The 20,392-nt window shown below is 65.8% G+C and carries 20 protein-coding genes; 9 read left to right on the forward strand and 11 right to left on the reverse strand.

Features of this window, described 5'->3' with window-relative positions; all coding sequences use genetic code 11:
* Positions 1 to 3: 3 nt before the first annotated feature.
* From betC to GXN78_RS38225, 6 genes are read left to right on the forward strand one after another with little or no spacing between them, the layout of a single operon-like run.
* On the forward strand, positions 4 to 1,527 hold the full coding sequence (gene betC / locus GXN78_RS38200; protein ID WP_106555458.1) for a choline-sulfatase: 1,524 nt from the start codon (positions 4 to 6) through the stop codon (positions 1,525 to 1,527).
* Positions 1,528 to 1,540: 13 nt separating this feature from the next.
* A complete protein-coding gene (locus GXN78_RS38205; protein ID WP_106555459.1) occupies positions 1,541 to 3,040 on the forward strand; it encodes an aldehyde dehydrogenase family protein in 1,500 nt (499 codons plus the stop codon).
* Positions 3,041 to 3,069: 29 nt separating this feature from the next.
* A complete protein-coding gene (mmsB, locus tag GXN78_RS38210) occupies positions 3,070 to 3,963 on the forward strand; it encodes a 3-hydroxyisobutyrate dehydrogenase (RefSeq protein WP_106555460.1) in 894 nt (297 codons plus the stop codon).
* Positions 3,964 to 3,986: 23 nt separating this feature from the next.
* Positions 3,987 to 4,952 (forward strand): tripartite tricarboxylate transporter substrate binding protein, encoded by a 966-nt coding sequence (locus GXN78_RS38215; RefSeq protein ID WP_106555461.1) that lies wholly within the window; start codon positions 3,987 to 3,989, stop codon positions 4,950 to 4,952.
* A gap of 4 nt (positions 4,953 to 4,956) precedes the next feature.
* Entirely contained in the window at positions 4,957 to 5,694 is a 738-nt protein-coding gene (locus GXN78_RS38220; RefSeq protein ID WP_106555462.1) for a hypothetical protein, read from the forward strand.
* Positions 5,695 to 5,724: 30 nt separating this feature from the next.
* Positions 5,725 to 6,411, forward strand: a complete 687-nt coding sequence (locus GXN78_RS38225) for a GntR family transcriptional regulator (protein ID WP_106555463.1) — start codon at positions 5,725 to 5,727, stop codon at positions 6,409 to 6,411.
* Between the two features lie 16 nt (positions 6,412 to 6,427).
* Here the strand turns inward: GXN78_RS38225 and GXN78_RS38230 are convergent, their stop codons facing one another.
* From GXN78_RS38230 to GXN78_RS38240, 3 genes are all read right to left on the reverse strand, one after another.
* Positions 6,428 to 6,874 (reverse strand): MarR family transcriptional regulator, encoded by a 447-nt coding sequence (locus GXN78_RS38230; RefSeq protein ID WP_106555464.1) that lies wholly within the window; start codon positions 6,872 to 6,874, stop codon positions 6,428 to 6,430.
* A 35-nt stretch (positions 6,875 to 6,909) separates the two neighbouring features.
* Positions 6,910 to 7,791, reverse strand: coding sequence for an NmrA family NAD(P)-binding protein (locus GXN78_RS38235; RefSeq protein WP_106555465.1), 882 nt, complete (start codon positions 7,789 to 7,791; stop codon positions 6,910 to 6,912).
* 97 nt (positions 7,792 to 7,888) lie between these two features.
* On the reverse strand, positions 7,889 to 8,530 hold the full coding sequence (locus GXN78_RS38240) for an HD domain-containing protein (protein ID WP_106555466.1): 642 nt from the start codon (positions 8,528 to 8,530) through the stop codon (positions 7,889 to 7,891).
* Positions 8,531 to 8,654: 124 nt separating this feature from the next.
* Here GXN78_RS38240 and GXN78_RS38245 point away from each other — a divergent pair, with 124 nt between their 5' ends.
* A complete protein-coding gene (locus GXN78_RS38245; RefSeq protein WP_106555467.1) occupies positions 8,655 to 9,683 on the forward strand; it encodes a helix-turn-helix domain-containing protein in 1,029 nt (342 codons plus the stop codon).
* Positions 9,684 to 9,831: 148 nt separating this feature from the next.
* Here GXN78_RS38245 and GXN78_RS38250 read toward each other — a convergent pair whose 3' ends face one another.
* From GXN78_RS38250 to GXN78_RS38270, 5 genes are all read right to left on the reverse strand, one after another.
* Complete coding sequence (locus GXN78_RS38250) at positions 9,832 to 11,109, reverse strand: IS256 family transposase (RefSeq protein ID WP_106561513.1); 1,278 nt, start codon at positions 11,107 to 11,109, stop codon at positions 9,832 to 9,834.
* Positions 11,110 to 11,264: 155 nt separating this feature from the next.
* Positions 11,265 to 12,014, reverse strand: a complete 750-nt coding sequence (locus GXN78_RS38255; RefSeq protein WP_106556974.1) for a class II aldolase/adducin family protein — start codon at positions 12,012 to 12,014, stop codon at positions 11,265 to 11,267.
* 44 nt (positions 12,015 to 12,058) lie between these two features.
* The gene (locus GXN78_RS38260) at positions 12,059 to 13,090 is read right to left on the reverse strand and encodes a tripartite tricarboxylate transporter substrate binding protein (RefSeq protein WP_106556862.1); all 1,032 of its coding nucleotides are present in this window, start codon (positions 13,088 to 13,090) and stop codon (positions 12,059 to 12,061) included.
* Between the two features lie 36 nt (positions 13,091 to 13,126).
* The gene (locus tag GXN78_RS38265) at positions 13,127 to 14,125 is read right to left on the reverse strand and encodes a tripartite tricarboxylate transporter substrate-binding protein (RefSeq protein WP_106556863.1); all 999 of its coding nucleotides are present in this window, start codon (positions 14,123 to 14,125) and stop codon (positions 13,127 to 13,129) included.
* A complete protein-coding gene (locus GXN78_RS38270; RefSeq protein WP_106556864.1) occupies positions 14,125 to 15,561 on the reverse strand; it encodes an amidase in 1,437 nt (478 codons plus the stop codon). The genes GXN78_RS38265 and GXN78_RS38270 overlap by 1 nt, the downstream gene beginning before the upstream one ends.
* Positions 15,562 to 15,679: 118 nt before the next feature.
* On the opposite strand from GXN78_RS38270, the gene GXN78_RS38275 reads away from it, so the two are divergent.
* Positions 15,680 to 16,561 (forward strand): LysR substrate-binding domain-containing protein, encoded by an 882-nt coding sequence (locus GXN78_RS38275; protein WP_106556975.1) that lies wholly within the window; start codon positions 15,680 to 15,682, stop codon positions 16,559 to 16,561.
* Between the two features lie 8 nt (positions 16,562 to 16,569).
* Here GXN78_RS38275 and GXN78_RS38280 read toward each other — a convergent pair whose 3' ends face one another.
* Together GXN78_RS38280 and GXN78_RS38285 are read right to left on the reverse strand one after the other, a co-directional pair.
* The gene (locus GXN78_RS38280; protein WP_164256305.1) at positions 16,570 to 17,799 is read right to left on the reverse strand and encodes a c-type cytochrome; all 1,230 of its coding nucleotides are present in this window, start codon (positions 17,797 to 17,799) and stop codon (positions 16,570 to 16,572) included.
* A 162-nt stretch (positions 17,800 to 17,961) separates the two neighbouring features.
* On the reverse strand, positions 17,962 to 19,227 hold the full coding sequence (locus tag GXN78_RS38285) for a lytic murein transglycosylase (protein WP_239143076.1): 1,266 nt from the start codon (positions 19,225 to 19,227) through the stop codon (positions 17,962 to 17,964).
* A gap of 98 nt (positions 19,228 to 19,325) precedes the next feature.
* Here GXN78_RS38285 and GXN78_RS38290 point away from each other — a divergent pair, with 98 nt between their 5' ends.
* The gene (locus tag GXN78_RS38290) at positions 19,326 to 19,745 is read left to right on the forward strand and encodes a hypothetical protein (RefSeq protein WP_164256307.1); all 420 of its coding nucleotides are present in this window, start codon (positions 19,326 to 19,328) and stop codon (positions 19,743 to 19,745) included.
* On the opposite strand, the gene GXN78_RS38295 is transcribed toward GXN78_RS38290, so the two are convergent.
* A complete protein-coding gene (locus GXN78_RS38295) occupies positions 19,736 to 20,152 on the reverse strand; it encodes a hypothetical protein (RefSeq protein ID WP_146163046.1) in 417 nt (138 codons plus the stop codon). The genes GXN78_RS38290 and GXN78_RS38295 overlap by 10 nt on opposite strands.
* Positions 20,153 to 20,392: the final 240 nt, after the last annotated feature.

Genomic DNA, 20,392 nt, shown 5'->3' on the forward strand with positions numbered 1-20,392 from the left:
CTCATGCGAAAACCCAACATCCTGTTCGTCATGGCCGACCAACTGTCGGCCCCCGTCCTGCCGTTCCACGGCAACCCGGTCGTGAAGGCGCCTCACCTGCAGGCGCTCGCCGAGCGGTCTGCCGTTTTCGAGAACGCCTACTGCAACTTTCCGCTGTGCGCGCCAGCGCGCTTCTCGCTTCTGGCGGGCCAGTTCGCGACGCGCATCGGCGCGTTCGACAACGCCTGCGAGTTCCAGGCGGCCACGCCGACGCTGCCCTACTACCTCGCCCAGCAGGGCTACAAGACCATCCTCAGCGGCAAGATGCACTTCGTGGGCCCCGACCAGAAGCACGGCTTCGAGGAGCGGCTCACCACCGACATCTATCCCGCGGACTTCGGCTGGGTCGCGGACTGGACGGAAGGCGAATTCAGCTTCTACTCGCCGGGCCATAACCTGAGCACGGTGGATGAAAGCGGCTCCTGCTTCCGAAGCCTGCAACTCGATTTCGACGAGGAAGTGGAGGCCAAGGCGATCCAGCGCCTGTACGACCTGGCGCGGGAGGATGAGCAGCCCTTCTTCATGTGCGTTTCCTATACGCATCCCCATCCGCCCTATCACATCCCCCCGGAGTACCTCGACCGCTATTCGCCGGAAGAGATCAACCTGCCCATCGTCGGCGACATGCCGATGCAGGAGCGGGACAAGCTCAGCCAGTGGGTCCAGTACTCCCACGGGCTCAACGAGAAGGGCGCGACCGACGAACAGGTCCGCCGCGCGCGGCACGCCTACTACGCGATGGTCAGCTACATCGACGACAAGGTCGGGCGCCTGCTCGAAACGCTCAAGCGTGCCGGCTTCGACGACAACACGATCGTGGTGGTCACCTCAGACCACGGCGACATGCTGGGAGAACGCGGCATGTGGTTCAAGCGGGTGTTCTTCGACTGGTCGGCCAAGGTGCCCCTGCTGGTCTTCGATCCCCGGGCACCCAAGCCGCGGCGCATTGCAGACCCGGTCTCGCACGTGGACCTGCTGCCGACCCTCGTGGACTACGCCACCGAGGGGAAGACGCCGGCCTGGGTCGAACCGATCGACGGCCGCAGCCTGGTGCCGCTGGTCGCCACGGGCGATGACAGCGGCGAGGCGGAAGCCTTTGTCGAATACACCGCCGAAGGGGTGACCGGCCCCTGCTGCATGCTCCGGCGCGGCAAGTACAAGTACGTGTACACGCACGGCCATCCCAACCTCCTGTTCGACATGGAGGCCGACCCGAACGAGCTGGTCAACATCGCGGAGCAACAGCCGCAGGTCTTGGCCGACCTCAAGACGCGCGTGCTCTCCCGCTGGGACCCGGAGGCGATCACGCAGCAGGTGCTGGCCAGCCAGGCGAGGCGCAAGTTCATCAATTCGCTGCCCGACGCCATGCAGCCGGTCTGGGACTACCAGGCCAGCACCGACGACACGCGCCGCTTCGTGCGCCGCGGCAGCGCCCGGGTGATCAAGGTCAAGAAGCGCTGGCCTCCGCTGGCCGCCGCAGACAAATGAAAGGAGCCGCAGCATGACTCAAGCCAAGCTCATTGCGGACACGGATCCGCACCGTCTCGCTCGCGCCATCAGCGGGTACAACCTGATCGGCGGCGCACTGGTCGAGGCTCGCTCGGGGCGTACCTTCCCTGTCGTCAACCCCGCCACCGGACGCGAGATCGGGCACGCCGCCCATAGCGATGCGAGCGATGTGGACCAGGCGGTCGCCGCCGCAACAAGTGCCCAGCCTGCGTGGGCCGCCACGGCCGCGCGCAAGCGGGGCACCCTCGTGGCCGAATGCTCGCGTCTTCTGGCCGAGCACGTGGAAGAACTCGGGCGGCTGGTCGCGCTGGAGACCGGCAAGGCCCTGCGCACCGAGAGCCGCGTCGAGGCCTCGGTCGTCGCCGACGCACTCCAGTTCTACGGCGGCCTGGGCTCGGAGCTCAAGGGGGAGACCGTTCCCTTCAGCCCCGACATGCTGACCTTCACCCAGCGCGATCCGATCGGTGTGGTGGGCGTGATCATTCCTTGGAACGCGCCCATGATGCTGATGGCGCTGAAGATCGCGCCGGCCCTGGTGGCAGGGAACACGGTCGTCGTGAAGTCCGCGGAAGAGGCCCCGCTGGCGGTTCTGCGCGTGTGCCAGATCCTCAACCAGAAGCTACCTCCGGGCGTGCTGAACATCGTCTCCGGCTACGGGGCGGACTGCGGGGCGCCGCTCGTCGCGCACCCCAGCGTCGGGAAGGTGACCTTCACCGGCTCGGTCGAAACCGGCCGCATCGTCGCGCGCACTGCCGGAGAGAAGCTCATCCCCGTCACGCTCGAGCTGGGCGGCAAGAGTCCGATGATCGTGATGGACGACGCGGACCTCCCCAAGGCCGTCGCCGGCGCGGTCAGCGGCATGCGCTTCACCCGGCAGGGCCAGAGCTGCACAGCGGCCAGCCGCATCCTCGTGCATGAGAAGGTCCACGACGAATTCGTCGCGATGCTCAAGGCGCGCGTCGATGCGATGAAGATGGGCGACCCGCTCGATGAAGAGACGGACATCGGCACGATCATCTCGCGGCCCCAGCTCGACAAGGTGCTGGGCTACATCGAGAGCGGCCGCTCCGAGCTCGGAGCCCAGGCGCACGAATGTTCGCAGCTGCCCGCGGGCGAAGCGCTTCGCTCGGGGCTCTTCGTGAGGCCGGTCATCTTCACCGGGCTCGACAACGCCTCCCGCCTCGCGCGGGAAGAGATCTTCGGCCCCGTGACTTGCGTGATCCGCTTCTCCAGCTACGAAGAGGCCTTGAAGATGGCGAACGACAGCGACTTCGGGCTGGCAGCGACCATCTGGACGCAGAACCTGAAGACAGCCCTGGACGCCACCCGCCGACTGCAGGCCGGCTTCGTGCAGGTGAACCAGAACATCGTCGTCCAGCCCGGCCTGTCCTACGGCGGCGTGAAGCAATCCGGGCTGGGGCGCGAGGCCTCGCTGGAGGCGATGCTGGACCACTTCACCCACAAGAAGACAGTGATCTTCAACATGACCTGAGTTGGCTTTTCTGAAAACAAGGAGACACCATGGCAGTGATCGGTTTCATCGGACTGGGCAACATGGGCTTTCCCATGGCATGCCGCTTGAAGGAAGCAGGGCACGAGGTGCGCTGCTTCGACGTGAGCGCGGGCTCCATGGAGCGCGCGCATGACGCGGGGCTGCACCCACGCACATCGGTCGACGAGGCGGTGGCCGGCGCGGAAGTCGTGATCACGATGCTGCCCAGCGGGCGCCACGTGCTGGACGTGCTCGCGGCGCGCGCGCTGCCCTTCGCTCCGGGCGCACTGGTCATCGACTGCTCGACGATCGATGTCGCGTCCTGCGCCACCTTCCACGAGAGCTTGCAGGCCAAGGGGCTCGCCACACTCGACGCCCCCGTCTCCGGCGGCGTCGGCGGCGCCGCCGCGGGGACGCTCACCATCATGGCGGGCGGCACGGACGCTGCCTTTGCGCGTGCGCTCGAGCTCCTGCGCGCGATGGGCAAGAACATCATCCACGCAGGCGCGGCCGGCGCTGGACAGGCCGCGAAGATCTGCAACAACATGCTTGCAGGCATTTCCATGCTGGCGGTGTCCGAAGCCCTTTACCTGGCGAAGCGCCTGGGCCTCGATGCCAAAAAGTTCTTCGAGATTGCCTCGACGTCCTCGGGCCAGTGCTGGGCCCTCACGAGCTATGCCCCCGAGCCCGGCCTGGTGCCGTCCGCGCCCGCCAATCGCGGCTACGAGGGCGGCTTCGCGTCCGAGCTGATGCTCAAGGACTTGCGGCTGGCCGAGCAGGCCGCCGTCGCGAGCCACTCGCCTGCGCTGCTCGGCGCGGCTGCCGCGTCCGTCTACGCGATGCATTGCGCCGCGGGCCGGGGCCGGCTCGACTTCTCTTCCATCATCCAGATGCTCGGCGCTGCGCAGCCCGCGCATCCCTGAACGCGCCGGACAAGGAGACGAGCATGACAATCATCCGTCGCACCTTCAACAGCGCGATCATCGCGCTGCTGTGCACCGGCACCGCGGCCTTCGCGCAAAAGGACACGGGCAAGCTCATCGTGGGCTACCCGGCAGGCCAGTCCGTCGACGCGGTCGCCCGGCTGCTCGCCGAGCGCCTGGGCCCGGCGATCGGCCGGACCCTGATCGTGGAGAACATGCCCGGCCAGTCCGGCAGCATCGCGCTCGAGGCGGTCGCGCGAATGCCCGCCGACGGCAGCATCATGACCTTGTCCGCCTCCGCAGCCGTCGCCGGCAATCCGGTGCTGTACAAGAACGTGCGCTACGACAGCGTGAAGGACTTCGAGCCCGTCGGGTTGATCTATGACGCGCCGCTCGTGCTGATGGTGAACACCAGCCTGCCGATCAAGTCGCTCGAGGAACTGATCGCCTACGCGAAGGAGAACCGGGGCAAGGTGAACTACTCGTCGCCGGGCAATGGCTCCGTGTCGCACCTCGCCATGTCGGAGCTCATGCGGCGCACCGGCATCGAAATGACGCACGTGCCCTACCAAGGCGCAGCCAAGTCGCTCACAGACCTGGCCGCGGGGCAGGTGCAGGTCTCCTTCGACGCCTATGGCGCTGCCCAGCCCTTCCTGGCGGGCGGACGGGTGCGCCCGATCGCCGTGAGCTCGAGTGAGCGCATCTCCGTGCTGCCCTCGGTTCCGACGGTGGCAGAGAGTGGCCTGGCCGATTTCGATCTCGTGCCGTGGGTCGGCTTGCTGGCGCCTGCCGGCACGCCCAGGGCCGTCGTCGACAAGGTCAGCGAAGAACTCGCGAAGATCGTGCGCTCGCCGGACTTCTCGCAGCGGATCATCGGACTGGGGGGGCGGCCCCGATTCAAATCGGCTGCGGAATTCAAGAGCTTCGTGCGGGTCGAGGTCGACCGCTGGGCGGCCATCATCAAGAGCTCCGGGGCCCGGCTGGAGTGACGCGATGATTGCACTCGGCTCAGCCGCCCTCGCCGGCGAAACCCGGCACCATCGTGTGCTGGAGAACGGCTTCAGCTTTCATCGAAGCGAGTGGATGCAAAGCGATCGCGGCCCGGGGCTGTCTCCGACCGTGTTCCTCGTGGAGCAGCCGCCGAACGCCGTACTTGCGCCGCACTTCCACACGCAGAATCAGTTCCAGGTCGTCAAGGCCGGCAGCGGCACCCTGGGTGCGCACGCGGTGGGACCCGGCTCCGTTCACTACGCCGGCGCCTTCACGGGCTACGGGCCGCTGGTGGCGGGCCCTGCCGGCCTGAGCTATTTCACGATTCGTGCGGTGTACGAAACGGGCGCGAACTTCCTTCCGGCCGCACGGGACCGGCTGCGGCGCGGACCGAAACGCAATGCCCACGGGCCGGTGCATGAGCCTCTGGCGATCGAAGCGCTTCGCGGCCTGGAGTCGGTACGGCAGATCCCGTTGATCGCGCCGCAGGACGGCCTCGAGGCCTACGCCCTGCAGCTGCCGCCCTTTTCGCGACTCGATCCGATCGAAGCGCGCGGCTCAGGCCAGTTCCAGCTGGTCCTTGCCGGTGCGCTCGAAACGCCGCAGCGGCGGCTGCAGGCCTGGGAAAGCCGCTATCTTTCGCCCGGTGAAGACGCAGGCGGCTGCCTCGCCGGCGCGAGCGGCGTTCACCTGCTGGTGCTGCAGATGCCGGCCGTCGCGCTCGAATATTCAAGCGGGTGAAGGGCCCGCCATCTCTTGTATAACGGTTGCATGACATCAGAGAATTTCAGCGCATTGCGAAAGCGAGGTCCCCAGCCGCTGTCGGCCGAGCAGGTCTGCGATCGGATCCGCGCCGCGATCCTGAGCGGGGAGCTCAAGCCGGGATCGAAGCTCACGGAACAGGATCTCGCGGCCGAACTCGAAGTGAGCCGGACGCCCATCCGCGAGGCCATCCGCCAGCTGGAGGTGGAGCGCCTGGTCCGCCGGACGCCCTTCGTGGGCGTCACCGTCACCCAGCTCCGCCCGGAAGAAGTGATCGAGCTGCTGGACATCCGCGAAGTCCTCGAAGGGCTGGTCGCACGGCTCGCCACGCGCAACATGGACATCCATCACCTGCAACGACTCAAGAAGCTGATGCAGCAACTGGCCGCGAGCGCCAGGAAAGGCGACGTCGCCGTGTACCTCGATCACGCGCTGGCATTCCGGCGTGCGCTCGTGGAATGCTGCCGCAGCGCCACCTTGTCGGAACATGTCCTGGCAATCGAGAATCGCCTGCGGCTGACGGGCAGCCGCACTGCGCTGCTGCCGGGGCGCCTGGAAGCGGCCATCGAGGAACACCAGAAGTTGCTGGACGCCATCGAGCGCAGCGATGCCGACGATGCCGAGCGACTCAACCGGGAACGCATCCGGCACATTCGCGACGCGGTCGCGAAGTCGATTTCCTTTTCCATCTTCTAGCTGTCGATCCGGCTCACTAAGCGGATGTGTTGCGCATGTCCAGCCCAGCCAACTCCATCCTGAGCGCGATCACTCTCTGCGTTCCATTCAATGCGTCCATCCGGCTCTGCGCTTGCAGCCAAAGTGGAAAGGCTTGGCGAAGGCGTCGTTCCCCTGCCTGCGTGAGCTCCACCAGGCGCATGCGGCCATCAGTGGGCGCGGGGCCAATCTGAACCAGGCCATCTCGCTCCAGAACGGAGGCCATCTTTCCCATGGCCGTCCGTTCCGTGTCGAGACGCTCAGCAAGGGTGTTCATGGGCGCACTCTTGACCTCTTCGAGCAAAGCCAGGATCAGAAACTGCGATATCCGTAGCCCGGTCGGCTTCAGATGCGCGTCGTACAACCTTGCGGCCTGCCGGGCGGCCCTCATGATGGCAAAGCAGCTGCAATCCTCGACCCCTGTGGGCGCATCGACTACAGGCATGCCAAGCTCCTGGATTCCGAGCCGGACTCAGCCCTTTAGACAAACGCGTCTCGGTTTTTCGCGATGAAGTCCGCAACGGATAGCGCCGCCTCACCCGTCACCTGCTCGACGGCATCATTTGTCCCCGCGAACACTCCGTTCTGATAGTCCTGGGCCACCTCGACCAGGTGTTGAACGAGGAACGGGTTGAACTTGTAGGTGTGCTGCATCTCATGCCGGAACGCTTCGATGGAGAGCGGCGCATATTCGATCTTCGCGCCAAGTACGTCGCTCATGGTTGCGGCAATCTGGTCGTGATTCATCTCGACCGGGCCATGAAGGGTGTAGGTCTTTCCCCCGTGTCCCGAAGGGTTGTGCAGGATGTTTGCAATGACGCGACCCTGGTCGTCGGTGCCGATGGGCGCGTGACGCCCGTCTCCGAACGGGAACTGAATGCGCTTCTTCGCCCAGATCTCATGCGCGAAATGGGGGTAGACGAGCCAGTCGGCAAAGAAGGTGGGACGCAGGTGGGTCGTCGCCACGCCTGACCAGTCGAAAACACGTTCTGCAACCCAGTGGTCCTGCGCGGCATGGCTCTTCGAGTCCCGCCGGGCCGAAATCTGCGACATGTTGACGATGGCAGTGACACCCGCCTCCTTCGCAGCCTGCGCAAAGAATGCGCTTGCGTGCACGATGCCCGGGCTGAGGGGATGCAGAAAGTAGGCGGAGCGAATCCCTTCCATCGCCGAGCGAATGGCATCGAGGTCGGTGAAGTCGCCTACGGCAATCTCGACGCCCCTCTCTCGCAGGGCCTGGGCAGCGTCGCCATCCGCACGCACATAGGCCCGCACGCGCCTGTCCATCTTCAACAATGTGTCTATCGCTGCGCCGCCGGTACGGCCGGTTGCGCCACTTACGAGAATGTCTGCTTGAGTCATGATTTCGTTCCTTTCAGCCGCTACGGGCATATGCTCGCAGTCGACAAAACTGTGCCCGTTCAGTGGAGGCACAAGGCCACTTTTTCCTTTTTGCGGTTCAGCTCTCGAACGGAGCGTGGTCGAGCAAGTCGCAAACGTTCGGGACCTCCAATCCATGAACATGGCGGCGCCCGATGTCTGCCAGGCCGGTGCCGACCGCGGTATGCGGCTTTTTGCGCGCGACCGCTGCGAGAGCCTCTTGAAACGCCGCCTTGAAGCCAAGACGTGGGTACAGGGCAAGCGTGTCATCGATGAGTCCGGGGGTGATTTCTTCGATCCGAAGCCCCATGACATCCACGTGCGCGCCCATGTGCACCAGGGCAACTTCCGGCTCTCGACGGTCGGCAATGCCGGCACTGGAGTGCAGGGCGATGGCATCCCAGACCAGCTGGGCCTTTGCCTCCGGGTAGCCCTCTGCAATCAAGAATCGGCTGGCGGCATCCGCGCCGTCGACCTCGAATCGGTTGTCTGCTGCGTACTCGTTGGTGAGGCCCAGGTCGTGAAGAAGAGAGGCGAGGTAGACGGCTTCTCGGTCGTACTTCAGGCCGCGCTTCTTGCCAAGGAACTCGGAGAACCACCAGGTGCGGTGCAAGTGGTTCTTCATCGTCTCGGAGTGCATTCGATGGACCAGCGAGACGGCCTTGCGAGCAAGCTGCGTGTCGGGACTTGTGATTCCTCTGACAGTGACAAGTGAGCCCATTTTGGAATGCCTCGGATTTGGTTGACTTGGACTCAAGTTTAAAAACCGGAGGGGTGGCGCAAAAGACATTATTCAGACGATTTGCGCCAAAATGAAGTCTTGATTCCTCGACGCCGGAGGTCTGATGAACAAGCGAACGAAGCATGGAAGCCCCCCTATCGGGTCCGCTCAAAAGCGGGTGCTCATCTTGGGCCTGCCGCCTGTGGACGCTCTGGATGTCATAGGGCCGGCAGAGGTGTTTGCCTTGGCCAACAAGATGCACACAGGAGAAACTGCGCCCTACACGCTGGAGCTGGTGAGTGCAGGCACAGACGTGCACCTGGAAAGCGACACTGGTATCGGTCTCAGAGGGCACCGGACGCTGGCCGATGAGCGCCGCGCGGGCAGACCCGTCGACACGCTCATCGTGGCCACTGGCATGGGCTCACTGGAGCACTTGGACCGCACTGCTATCGATTGGCTACGAGTTCGAGCCAAAACCGTAAGGCGGGTTTGCTCGATATGTGTTGGCGCGTTTGCGTTGGCAGAGGCCGGGCTGCTGGACGGCCGCCGAGCGACAACCCATTGGGCCATGGCGAATCGGCTTGCCGAGCGCTACCCTGCAGTGCAGGTCGACCCGAATCCGATTTGGGTGAAGGACGGAAACTTCTATACGTCCGCGGGAATCTCGGCTGGAATCGACCTCGCCCTCGCATTGGTAGCGGAAGACCTGGGCAACGCTGTTGCGTTGGAGCTCGCAAAGGGCCTGGTCTTGTTTCTTCGACGACCAGGAGGACAAGCTCAGTTCAGCGTCTCGCTCCAGGCTCAGAAAGGGTTGAGCCCTGTCCTCGATGGCCTGCGTATTTGGGTAAACGAGCACCTGGGCAAGGAGATAACGGTCGAGATGCTTGCTGAGGTCGCAACCACCAGTGTCAGAACGTTGGTGCGGATGTTCCAACGAGAGATGAAGACCACGCCTGCGAAGTATGTTGAGGAGGTACGGCTCGAAGCAGCGTGCCAAGCGCTGGAGCTTGGAGGGCGGTCACTGGAATCGATTGCGCGCCGATGCGGCTACCAGAGCGCGGACGTCTTGAGGAGGGCGTTTGTCCGGCGCCTTGGGGTGACGCCAAAAGAGTACGCACAACGGTTCGCGATGGCTGCCACGCAGACCTAGGGGCGATGGAGCCGGGGAAGTTCAAGGAGTTGTCAGGATTTTTGTGTTCGAGGCCGGTTGATTGATTTGTTCTCGATTGTTTTTTCTTATGTCTTCAGGCCCCCGCCAGGCCGCCGGAGGCGCCCCGGTTGAGCCATGTATTCATGGTTCAACCTCCTGATTTTGCGTTGCCTTGGGCCGCGTGCGTGAAGCGCTCTTCGTAGAGGATCGCGAATTGATTCATCGCCTCCTTCCAATTGTGCGCCGCGCGCCCCCAGTCGGTCGTGATGTTGCGCAACGCCAGCCAGATCAGCTTGGAGGCCGCGTCATCACTGGGGAAGTGGCCGCGCGACTTGATGATCTTGCGCAACTGCGCGTTGATGCTCTCGATGGCATTGGTCGTGTAGATCACCCGGCGGATGGACGGCGGAAACGCGAAGAACGGAATCACCCGATCCCACGCACGGCGCCAAGCCGCGACCACGGTCGGGAACTTGATACCCCAGGGGCCTTGAGCAAAGGCATCGAGTTCGGCCTCGGCCGCTTCGGCGCTCGCGGCCGTGTAGATTGGCTTGATCGCCGCGGCCAGCAGCTTGCGGTCCTTCCAGCTCGCGTAGTCCAGCGAGTTGCGTATCAGGTGCACGATGCAGGTCTGCAACGTGGTAGCCGGATACACCGCCGCCAGCGCCTCGGGCATGCCCTTCAAGCCATCGGTGACGGCGATGAGGATGTCACCCACGCCGCGGGTCTTCAGGTCGTTGAATACCTTCATCCAGAACTTGGCGCCCTCGGTGCCTTCGATCCACAGGCCGAGGATGTCGCGCGTGCCATCGGGCAGCACCCCCAAGGCCAAGTAGATGGCCTTGTTGCGCACCACCGCGTCTTCTTTGATCTTCACGCGCAAGGCGTCGAAAAAGACCACCGGGTACATCGGCTCCAGCGGCCGGGCCTGCCAGGCTCCGACCTCGGCCATGACGGCGTCGGTGACCGAGCTGATGAACTCGGGCGACACCTCCACCGCGTAGCTCTCCATCAAGAAGCCCTGGATCTCGCGCATGGTCATGCCGCGCGCGTACATGGCCACGATCTTGTCGTCGAAGCCGGTGAACCGGCGTTCGTGCTTTGGGATGAGCACTGGCTCGAAGGAGCCCTCGCGGTCGCGCGGCACCTCGATGCGAAGTGGCCCGTCACCGGCCAAAACCGTCTTGGCACTCCTGCCATTGCGCTGATTGCCACCGCTGGCCTCGGGCTTGCTCGCGCCGCTCGGGTAGCCCAGGTGGTGCGACATCTCGGCACCCAGGGCGCGCTCGATCAGCGCCTTCTTGAACGCGGCCGTCGCCTCATTGACTGCGTCACCGGTCATGGGGCCGGTGACGAACTGGTCAATCAACTCCTTCGGAATCGACGGCAGCGCCGCCATCTTGGCGGCGATCGCCGCGTTCTTCATCTTCGTCTTGCTTACTGGCATACATGCTCCTGGTCGTCATGCTATGCCTCGAACACAAAATTTTTGACAGGCTCAAGTTCAAACCAAGCTGCAAAAATTCCAGGTGAATTGAGAACCGACATTGGCGCGCCAACGGCCTCCGTCGCAGCTCGTGCTCACGTCCGATAGGAGCTCCCGCGCTCGCGCTCCAGCTTGCGCAGCAGTCCCGGCCACTCCAGCTTGCCGACCTCCATGAAGCCACCAGGCCCCAGCATCTTGCGGCCTTGGGCGCGGGTGTGCCGGATGGTGGCTTCGGACAGTTCGTGCAGCGGCACTCCGCCGGCTTGTCCGTCGATCTGGAACTGGCATGCCGTCTCCAGTCGCAGCATCCAGCAGAAAGCCTCTGCGACGCTGCGTCCCACCGTCAGGGCGCCGTGGTTGCGCAGGACCAGGACACGGCCTTCGGGGCCGAGGTCACGCACGAGGCGCTCGCGTTCGTCTTCGTCGAGCGCCGTGCCCTCGTAGTCGTGGTAGCCCAGGAAGTCCAGCATGACGCAGGCCTTCTGGCTCAGGGGCCGCAGGCCCATGGCTTGCATCGCGATCGCGTTGTTCGCACGGGTGTGGCTGTGCATGACGCACACCAGGTCCGTCTGCGCCATGTGGACGGCGCTGTGGATGATGAACCCCGCGGGGTTGAGCAGTGACGGGTCCCCCTGCACCACGCGACCGTCGAGGTCCACCTTAATCAGGGCGGATGCCGTCATCTCGTCGAAGAGGGTGCCCAGCGGATTCACGAGGAAGTGATGCTCGGGTCCGGGCAGCATCACGGAGATGTGGGTCGAGGCCAGGTCCGACATGCCATGCAAATCCGTCAGCTGGTAGCAGGCCGCGAGGTCGCAGCGCAGCCGCCACTCGTCGGCATCCATGCCTTCGGGTCTGGCACGCGATGAAAGTTGCGCGATATCGTTGTTCACTTCGTTGTCTCCTTGAGGGTAGGGGTGTCGGTGCCGAGCGTTCGGGACATGGCGATCCAGCGCGCGAGATCCGCCTGCACGAAAGCCTGTGTCTCGGCGGGCGGTGCGGCTTGGATGAGCAGCCCCAGGTCCTTGAGGCTGGCCTGGACATCGGGCGCCGCGAGCGCTTCCGTCAGCGCACGGGCGAGGGTGGCCACCACCTCCGGCGGCAGCCTGGCTGGCCCCATCAGGGCGAACCAGTTGGAGATGGCCAGGTCGGGCATGCCCTGTTCGACGACCGTGGGCACGTCCGGCAGCGACGCGACCCGGGTGCTCGAAGTGACGGCAATCGCCTTGATCTTGCCCGACTGAACCTGCTGGACGACCAGCGGCACGGTCATCGCGGTGACGCCTATTTCGCCCCGCACCAGGTCCGTCATCACCTCGGGCTGGCCTCGATAAGGCACGTGCGTGAGATCGATCTTCTGCTGGCTCTTGAGCAGCTCCATCGTGAAGAAGGGCGTCGTGCCTGCGCCTGCAGAGCCGTAGTTGACATGGCCCGGTCGTGCCTTGGCGTAGCCGACGAGATCCGGCAGCGAGCGGACCGGCAAGCCGTTGCTCACGATGATCGCCTGGGGAATGGTGCCGATCATCCCGATCGCGCTGAACGCGGTCTGCGGCTGCCAGGAAGGCGCCGCCGCGCCGGGTGGCGCCATCGTCGTGGGGCCGCTGGCCACGACCAGCGTGTAGCCGTCGGGGGCTGCACGGGCCACGGCCGAATAGCCGATGCTGCCGGCAGCACCCGAGCGGTTGTCGACGATGAAGCTCTGCTTGAAGCGCTCGGAAAAATGCTGCGCGAGCCGGCGCGCAATGACATCCACGATGCCGCCGGCGGGGAACGCGGAGACGATCGTCACCGGACGCTCGGGGTAGGCCGCGGCGGCCGCCTGTCCCAGCGGCACCACATACGCCGCAAGGAGCAGGGCCACGGCCCGAACGGCTGCACGACGATGCGTGCAGGCAGAAGTCTTCCTGATCGCTTTGCGCATGGAAATCTCCTTGGTTGAACGGCGCGCGGGGCGCGGTCACTCCTCGCTGCGGAATCCCGAGGCCTGCACCAGGGGACGCCAGAAGTCACGCTCCTCGCCCAGCATGCGTTTGACTGCGGCGCCGGGCAGGCCCGTGGCCTCCAGGCCTGCGCGCGTCATCGCGCTCCTCACCTGCGGCTGCTGCATGGCGGCCACGAAGGCCCGTTCCAGGCGCTGCACGACCGCCGCAGGCGTGCCTGCGGGAACGAAGGCGCTGTACGAGGCGTTCGCATGGTCGAAGGCATCGATGCCGGCCTCGCGCGCGGTCGGAACATCTGGCAGGGACGCGTTGCGGCGCGTGCCGGAGACTGCCAGGATGCGCACCTTGCCGCCGCGATGGAGCTCCAACTGGCTGGCCAGGGCATCCGCGCTCAGGGGAACGTGCCCGCCGACCAGGTCGGTCACCAGCGGCGCGCCACCCTTGTAGGCCACGGGCGTCAGCGGAACGCCCACGGTCTTGGCCATGCCGAGGACGGCGAAGTGCAGTGTCCCGCCCAGGTTGGTGAGCCCCACGCTCGCCTGCGACGGGTTGGCGCGCACCCAGCCCACGTAGTCCTGCAAGGTCTTGTAGGGCCGGTCCGCGCCGGTGGAAATCACCGTGGGAACCTCGGCAAGATGGGCCACGGGAATGAAGTCGCGATCGACGTCATAGGCCAGTTGCCTGTAGGTCATCGGGAAGATGACCAACGGCGCGTTGGAAGACAGGAGCACGGTCCTGCCATCGGGCGCAGCGCGCTTCGCATACTCGATGGAGATCCGCGTGGCGGCGCCGGGCCGGTTGTCCACGATCACCTGTTCCTCGCCACCGGTGCGCAGTTGCTCGGCGAGCGCCCGCGCCAGCGTGTCCAGCGCGCCGCCGGGTGGAAACCCGACGACGAGGCGCAGCGGATGGGCGCCTCCGGCCGGCACTTGCGCTTGCGCCGGCGCCGAGGCGACTGCAAGCGCCGCAAAGCCTGCGACCCACAACGAGGAACGGAAATACTGCAACACATTCATCACTGCACCTCTAGATCCGGCCAACGGCCCAAAAGATTACTGGCGGCTTCGAACACCGCCGCCGCGGCAAGAAGGTCCGACTCCTGGCGCAGGCGCCCCACCAGCTGCAGCCCGATCGGGAGTCCGTCGCGCCCGAAGCCGCAGGGGATGGTGATCGCGGGGTGGCCCGTCAGATTGAAGGGCATGGTCCAGGGGAACCAGTTGGAGCGCACCTCGTCGAAGAGCCGCCCGTCGATCTCGAGCTTGCCGAACAGGTCCTGGTCGATCGGCAGGGCGGTGCGCGCAAGCGTGGGGACCACGATGAAATCGTGGTCACGCAGCAGCGCCTGCACATGCCGGAACAGCCGGGTGCGAGCGAAGTTTGCTTGCTGGTAGTCCACTGCGGTGTAGTCGTTCGCGAGCGCGAGCTGCTGCAGCAGGGAGGGGCTCATCCGATCCGGCTGCTCCTCGGCCATCTTGCCGAAGCGTGCCTTCCACACCGTGTGATTGATGGTGCGCCAAAGCGGCTCGATGTCGAAGTCCGACGCCGGCGGCATCTCGGCCAGCTCCGCGCCCAGGTCCCGCAACAGTCCCAGGGCAGACTCGAAGCAGGACGCAACGTCGGCAGCGATCGGCCTTCCGGACGGCACATCCGCGAAGAGGATGCGCTTGCCGCGCAGGCTCCTCGCCGATTGCACGGCTTGCAGGTAGTCCGCAGCCTGGGCGCCGGCAGACCAGGGGTCGCAGGCATCCTCGCCCGCCATCGCCTGGAGCATGAGCGCGGTGTCGGCGACCGTGCGCGAGATGGGCGTGACGTAGGTGAGATTGCCGATGACGTCCTCCGCCTGCGAATGCGGAACCAGGCCGATCGACTGCTTCAGGCCCACGACGCCATTGCAGGCCGCCGGGATCCGCGTGGAGCCTCCGCCATCCGTGGCGATGCCGATCGGTGCGAGCCCTGCCGCCACCGCCACGGCTGCGCCGCCGCTCGATCCGCCGCTGGTGCGATCCGGGTGCCATGCGTTGCGCGTGCGTCCGAACAAGGGCGCATCGGTCAGGCACTTCGAGCCGAACTCCGAGGTCGTCGTTTTCCCGACGAGGATCGCGCCCTGGTGACGCAGGCGGGCGATGGCCACCGCGTCCTCGGCCGGGATGTTGTCGGCGAACAGCAGCGAACCGAAGGTGGTCTTCACGCCCTGGGTGTTGACCAGGTCCTTGCAGGCATAGGGAATGCCGTGGAGCAGCCCCGTGGCTTCGCCGCGCATGACGGCCTGCTCCGCAGCCTTGGCGTCGCGCATGGCCTCGTCCGCGCAGAGCGTGATGAAGCAATTGAGCTTCGGCTGCAGCCGCGCGGCGCGGTCCAGCACGGCACGGGTCACCTCCACGGGCGAGACTTCACGGCGCGCGATCGCTTCGCGAAGCCGCACGGCAGTCCAGAAGCAAAGTTCCTCGGTCATCCAGCATCCCTCTGTCAGATGCCGGCCACTTCAGCCGGCGACAGGATCAAGAGTGCCAACGACCTGCTTGTCGGTCCAATACTCGTTCACAATCCGCACATATCGAAATCGTATGAGCATGGATCTCAAGAGCTTGCGTTACTTCGTCGCCGTGGCAGAGGCCCGCAGCGTCGGCAAGGCGGCCCAGCGGCTGCACATGGCGCAGCCGCCGTTGTCCGTCCAGATTCGCAACCTCGAGGCGCAGGTCGGGACGCCGCTGTTCCTGCGCGAATCGACGGGAATGCGGCTCACCGACGCAGGCAGTGCCCTGTTCGCGCGCGCGCGTGAAGCCCTGGCCCTGGCGCACGAAGGCTTCGAGGCCGCTCGCGCGGTCGGGTCCGGACGACGCGGCCGGCTCACGGTGGGCTACATGTTCTCCTTGGGCTACGCCATCCTGCCCAAGCTCGTCCCCCTTCTTCATCGCACCTTGCCGGACGTCGAACTGCAATTCGTCGAGATGAGTGCTGCCACTTGTGAAGCGCAGGTCCTGCAGCATAAGGTGACCGTCGGCTTGTGCATGCCGGCGATCCAGCGCGCCGAAGTGGCCAACACCATCGTCGGCACGCAGCCGCTGCGGCTCGCCATGCCGTCACGCTCGCCGCTCGCCCGTCTCGCCTCGGTTCCGATGGAACGGCTTCAGGGCCAGAAGATGATTGCCCTGCCTTCGCTCAGGGAGGACGTGGACACCTCGATGGTGGCCGCCCTGTTTCGGCGGCACCAGGTGACGGTTCAGGTGGTCGAGCGCGTGGAAACCGTGCACGCTGCGCTGGCTCTGGTGCTCGCCGGCGAGGGCTGTGCCGTGGTTCCTGCGTGCGCTGCCGCGGGCCTGCCTCCGGGTGTCGTCGTGCGCAAGCTGACGGGCGTCAGCGAAGGCTTCGATGTGGCCGTCTCCCGGCGCCACGACGTGGACAGTCCGTTCATCGAGCCGTTCATCGCCGCTGCGAGGCAGGCGCTGCGATAAGACGGCGTTCACTGCGACTTCAGGTACTGGGCGAGATCTGCAATCTCCTGCGGCGTGAGGCCCAGCGATCGCCGGGTGTTGTAGGTCGCGGCGACCTCTTCGAGCGTGGCGGCGGATCCGTCGTGGAAGTAGGGCGCGTGCTGCCAAGCGCCTCGCAGCGGCGAGCTGCGGTACATCCTGGTCGCCGAGCGGGCGGCGTAGCTCGGCGTTTCCGGTTCCGCCATCGAGTCGGCGGGCGGATGCAACGTCGAATTGGCGTCCGTGAGGAGGGCGCCGCTGTGACAGGTCACGCACTTTCCCGCGCCGTCGAAGACCATCTTGCCGCGCGCGGCTGCAGCGGGGTCGAAGCTGCCCGCGGGTGCGGCAGGGGCCTTCAATGACAGCTGGTACGCCTGCAACGCAGCCAGCTTGCTCGTGACCAGGTCCACGGTGCCGTTGGTGATGTTCAGGTTCAGGCGCGGGTCGGAAAAGTTGCCCTGGCCGCCCATCTGGGTCACGGCGACATAGCGGTTCCAGTAGGCGATGTCGGCCCCGTCGCCCGTGAAGGTCACGCTGTGAATGCCCTCCAGGCCATAGGCCGGCGGGATGACCACCGGCTTGTTGAGACCATCGATGTTGAAGCGCGGGTCGTACTTGCCCTTGCCCCAGGAGAGATAGACGGCCTTCCTGGCGGCGTCCAACGCAGGGGAGAGCGCGATGATGGCGCCGGGGTTCAGGTCCCGATTGGCCCAGCCATCGAGCCGCTTGCCGATGCCTGGCGCGAAGGAGTTGTCGACCGTCGAGTGGCAGAGCGCGCAGGTGATGCCGACGCGGGTCAGCGCATCCTTGCCGTTGACAGTTTCCACGGTGCCCTTGAGGCCGACCACCGCGTCGAGCTTCAGCAAGGCAACGGTCGTGGCGGGGCTCGCGAGATCGACGCTGCCGTCCTGGATGCCCGCCACCACGGACGGCGGCAGCGCCTCGGCGTCGACCTTCAGCCCAACCGCCAGCGCTGTCGCGGGGCTGACCGCGGTGCTGATGACCTCATGCATCCGAAGCGTGTCGGTCCATCGAGCTTCGTCGCCGAAGGTGTCGAAGCGGAAGATCTTCTGGCCCTCCGCGATGAGCGCGCGGCCTGGTTGGCGGCCGAGCCGCTCGTGCCTCCCAACTCCGCCACCACCGCCACCACCGCCACATGCAACGGTCAGCGCGGCAGCGGCCGCGAGAGCGACTGGAGTTCGACAACGTGACGTGATCATGCGCAGCTCCTCGACGGACACTGGGCTGCGTGACGCCCGCAGCGGATGGCGAATCAGCAGCCTGTGTCCATTGGATGGAGCAGGGGATCGTCCTGTTCCCAGCGCCGCGGGCAGCGCCGGCGGGCCGAGCGCTGCGAAAAGCGAGCAGAGAAGCGTGCTTCGCTAAGGCTGCTGCAGCCGCTGAAGCAGCTCCACGCTCGGATAGCCATCCGCAGGCAGGCCGACACTGCGCTGATAGCGGCGCAACCCGTCACGCGTGGCCGGGCCCATCACGCCGTCGGGCGTTCCGCTGGCGAAGCCGCGCTGGTTGAGCGCGGTCTGAAGCTCGAGCAACTGGCTGCGCGTGAGAACGACCAGATCGCGCGGCCAGGACGCCTGCACGCCGGAGCCGCCGCCCAGGCGCTGCGCCAGAAGGCCGACCGCCAGCGCGTAGCTGGTCGAGTTGTTGTAGCGCAGGATGGCGCGGAAGTTCGGTCCGACCAGGAAGGCGGGCCCACGAGCGCCGGCGGGCAGCAGGATGGTGCCGTCGTCGAATTCCGGCAGCTGCTGGCCCTCCACCGCACGCAGCCCCTCGGCGGCCCATTGAGCGGTGGACTGGCGCACGGCCGTGTCGGCGCGGCCGAAGTCGAAGCCCGGCGGCAGCCGGACTTCGACGCCCCAGGGCTTGCCCGCTTGCCAGCCCGCGCGCGAGAGGAAGTTCGCGGTCGAGGCCATGACGTCCGCCATGCTGCCCCAGATGTCGCGCCGGCTATCGCCGTCGGCATCCACCGCGTAGGCCAGGAAGTTCGACGGCAGGAACTGGGTCTGGCCCATCGCACCCGCCCAGGAGCCGATCATGCGTTCGCGCGCGATGTCGCCGCTGTCGAGGATCTTCAGGGCCGCGAGCAACTCGGCGCGCGCCCAGTCGCCGCGACGCCCCTCGAAGCCGAGCGTCGCGAGTGCGTCGACGGTCGGGGTGTTGCCGTAGTTGCTGCCGTAGTTGCTCTCCATGCCCCAGATCGCGACAAGGATGCCGGGCGGCACGCCGTAGCGCGACGCCGCCGCTTCGGTCTCGATGCGCAACTGCAGGAGCTTGTCCTGGCCTGCCGCCACGCGTTGGGGCGTCACGGCGTTCTCGAGGTAGTCCCAGACCGTGCGCGTGAGCTCGGGCTGCGCGCGGTCCAGTTCGATGACGCGGGGCAGGTACTGGACGTTGTCGAAGGCACTGCGCAGCGTTGCCTCGCTGATGCCTCTTGCGCGCGCGCTGGCGCGGAAGTCCGCCACCCACTGTGCGAAGCCCGGTTGCAGCTCCGCTTCGCCTGGTGGCGCGGGCATGGGCGCGGGGGGCGTTGTGGCTGCTGCGGGGCTCGCGGTCGGCGGCGATGGCTGCAAGGGCGCGGTGGCCGGCGCAGAGGCGCAGCCTCCCAGCAGGGCAAGCGCGAGCGCCATCAGGGCGAGACGAGGGAAACGCGGCAAAGGGCAATGGACTTGATGCATCCCATCGATTTTTACCCTGCAATCGTCAGGGCTGTCCGTGGCGGGTCAAGTTGGCAGCCGGCACCGCGTTGCTCTTACGTCGCGCATCGTCCCGTTCTGACAAGGAGCGACGCGAGGTCTGGGAGGATTTCTTCACCGCAACAGATTGCACCGCCCAGCGACGAAGGACCTTGAAGATGATGCCAAACGACCTCGATGAACCGACCCCGACCGTCGCGGATGAAGCCAGCGCCGTGGTCGACGACGCGCAGGTGATATCGAAAACGCTGCCCACGGCATCGGTGCCGCCGGGCACAGCGCGACTCAAAAGTCAGGTGGAGCACTCGCTCGACGTTGTGCGCGGCTATGTGATCCGGCAGCCGATGTGTGCGGTGTTGATCGCCGCGATCGGGGGTGCTGCGTTGTCCGCTTTGCTAAGCGGCCGGCGGCGCGCCGACGACGCCTGGCGCGAGCAACCGACCTATCGGTAAAGCGCCTCGACTTTGCTATTCGGCCCGGCCTCGTTTCGGCGAGGCGTGTACAGGCATTCGCCCCCGTCCTCATCGCTGGAGATGTACGAGACCATGATCCCGTCCAGGTCGGCGAGCGGCTGCAGGAATGCGATGAACTGGGATGCGGAGATGCCTTCGGCCTTGATAGCGTTCCAATGCCTGAACAGCGTCGCCTGCACGGCCGCCTCTCGCGCTTCCGCTTCGCTCGCGGCGAATTCAACTTCGGCGGCAGAAGAAGAAGAAGAAGGGGTCGCGCGATCGTTCTTGCGAAAGAAGTTCGCGAGCGAGGATGCGAGCGTCGCTCCGCCGGCAGAGGCGCGAGGCCGCAATGCATAGGCATCCAAATCTCGGGGTACCGTTGCGGTGTCATCGCTGCGCTGATTCATGGGCCGAACTCCTTCGGGTGCTCATGTGGACTTGAGCGCAATGCTAGGGCGTGCGGCGGAGGCAGGTCGTCAATTTGCGGTTCGGTCCTACGCTGAAAGCTTGCATTTCTCGTGACGTGCCTGCAGGAGCATGATTGCGCACTCGAGCGTGTTGCCAGACGTGAGTTCCAAAGTCGTCAGTTGAAGGCGGGTCGGCGTGGCGATGGCCTCTGCATCATCTTCCGGTGTAACGCCGTGAAG

The organism is Variovorax sp. WS11 (assembly GCF_010499245.1).
Lineage (GTDB): Bacteria > Pseudomonadota > Gammaproteobacteria > Burkholderiales > Burkholderiaceae_C > Variovorax.

Excerpts from the sequence above, each read along its gene's own strand:
- betC (WP_106555458.1), top strand. The coding sequence starts at position 4 with ATGCGAAAACCCAACATCCTGTTCGTCATGGCCGACCAACTGTCGGCC.
- GXN78_RS38205 (WP_106555459.1), top strand. The coding sequence starts at position 1,541 with ATGACTCAAGCCAAGCTCATTGCGGACACGGATCCGCACCGTCTCGCT.
- mmsB (WP_106555460.1), top strand. The coding sequence starts at position 3,070 with ATGGCAGTGATCGGTTTCATCGGACTGGGCAACATGGGCTTTCCCATG.
- GXN78_RS38215 (WP_106555461.1), top strand. The coding sequence starts at position 3,987 with ATGACAATCATCCGTCGCACCTTCAACAGCGCGATCATCGCGCTGCTG.
- GXN78_RS38220 (WP_106555462.1), top strand. The coding sequence starts at position 4,957 with ATGATTGCACTCGGCTCAGCCGCCCTCGCCGGCGAAACCCGGCACCAT.
- GXN78_RS38225 (WP_106555463.1), top strand. The coding sequence starts at position 5,725 with ATGACATCAGAGAATTTCAGCGCATTGCGAAAGCGAGGTCCCCAGCCG.
- GXN78_RS38230 (WP_106555464.1), bottom strand. The coding sequence starts at position 6,874 with ATGCCTGTAGTCGATGCGCCCACAGGGGTCGAGGATTGCAGCTGCTTT.
- GXN78_RS38235 (WP_106555465.1), bottom strand. The coding sequence starts at position 7,791 with ATGACTCAAGCAGACATTCTCGTAAGTGGCGCAACCGGCCGTACCGGC.
- GXN78_RS38240 (WP_106555466.1), bottom strand. The coding sequence starts at position 8,530 with ATGGGCTCACTTGTCACTGTCAGAGGAATCACAAGTCCCGACACGCAG.
- GXN78_RS38245 (WP_106555467.1), top strand. The coding sequence starts at position 8,655 with ATGAACAAGCGAACGAAGCATGGAAGCCCCCCTATCGGGTCCGCTCAA.
- GXN78_RS38250 (WP_106561513.1), bottom strand. The coding sequence starts at position 11,109 with ATGAAGAACGCGGCGATCGCCGCCAAGATGGCGGCGCTGCCGTCGATT.
- GXN78_RS38255 (WP_106556974.1), bottom strand. The coding sequence starts at position 12,014 with ATGGATGCCGACGAGTGGCGGCTGCGCTGCGACCTCGCGGCCTGCTAC.
- GXN78_RS38260 (WP_106556862.1), bottom strand. The coding sequence starts at position 13,090 with ATGCGCAAAGCGATCAGGAAGACTTCTGCCTGCACGCATCGTCGTGCA.
- GXN78_RS38265 (WP_106556863.1), bottom strand. The coding sequence starts at position 14,125 with ATGAATGTGTTGCAGTATTTCCGTTCCTCGTTGTGGGTCGCAGGCTTT.
- GXN78_RS38270 (WP_106556864.1), bottom strand. The coding sequence starts at position 15,561 with ATGACCGAGGAACTTTGCTTCTGGACTGCCGTGCGGCTTCGCGAAGCG.
- GXN78_RS38275 (WP_106556975.1), top strand. The coding sequence starts at position 15,680 with ATGGATCTCAAGAGCTTGCGTTACTTCGTCGCCGTGGCAGAGGCCCGC.
- GXN78_RS38280 (WP_164256305.1), bottom strand. The coding sequence starts at position 17,799 with ATGATCACGTCACGTTGTCGAACTCCAGTCGCTCTCGCGGCCGCTGCC.
- GXN78_RS38285 (WP_239143076.1), bottom strand. The coding sequence starts at position 19,227 with ATGGCGCTCGCGCTTGCCCTGCTGGGAGGCTGCGCCTCTGCGCCGGCC.
- GXN78_RS38295 (WP_146163046.1), bottom strand. The coding sequence starts at position 20,152 with ATGAATCAGCGCAGCGATGACACCGCAACGGTACCCCGAGATTTGGAT.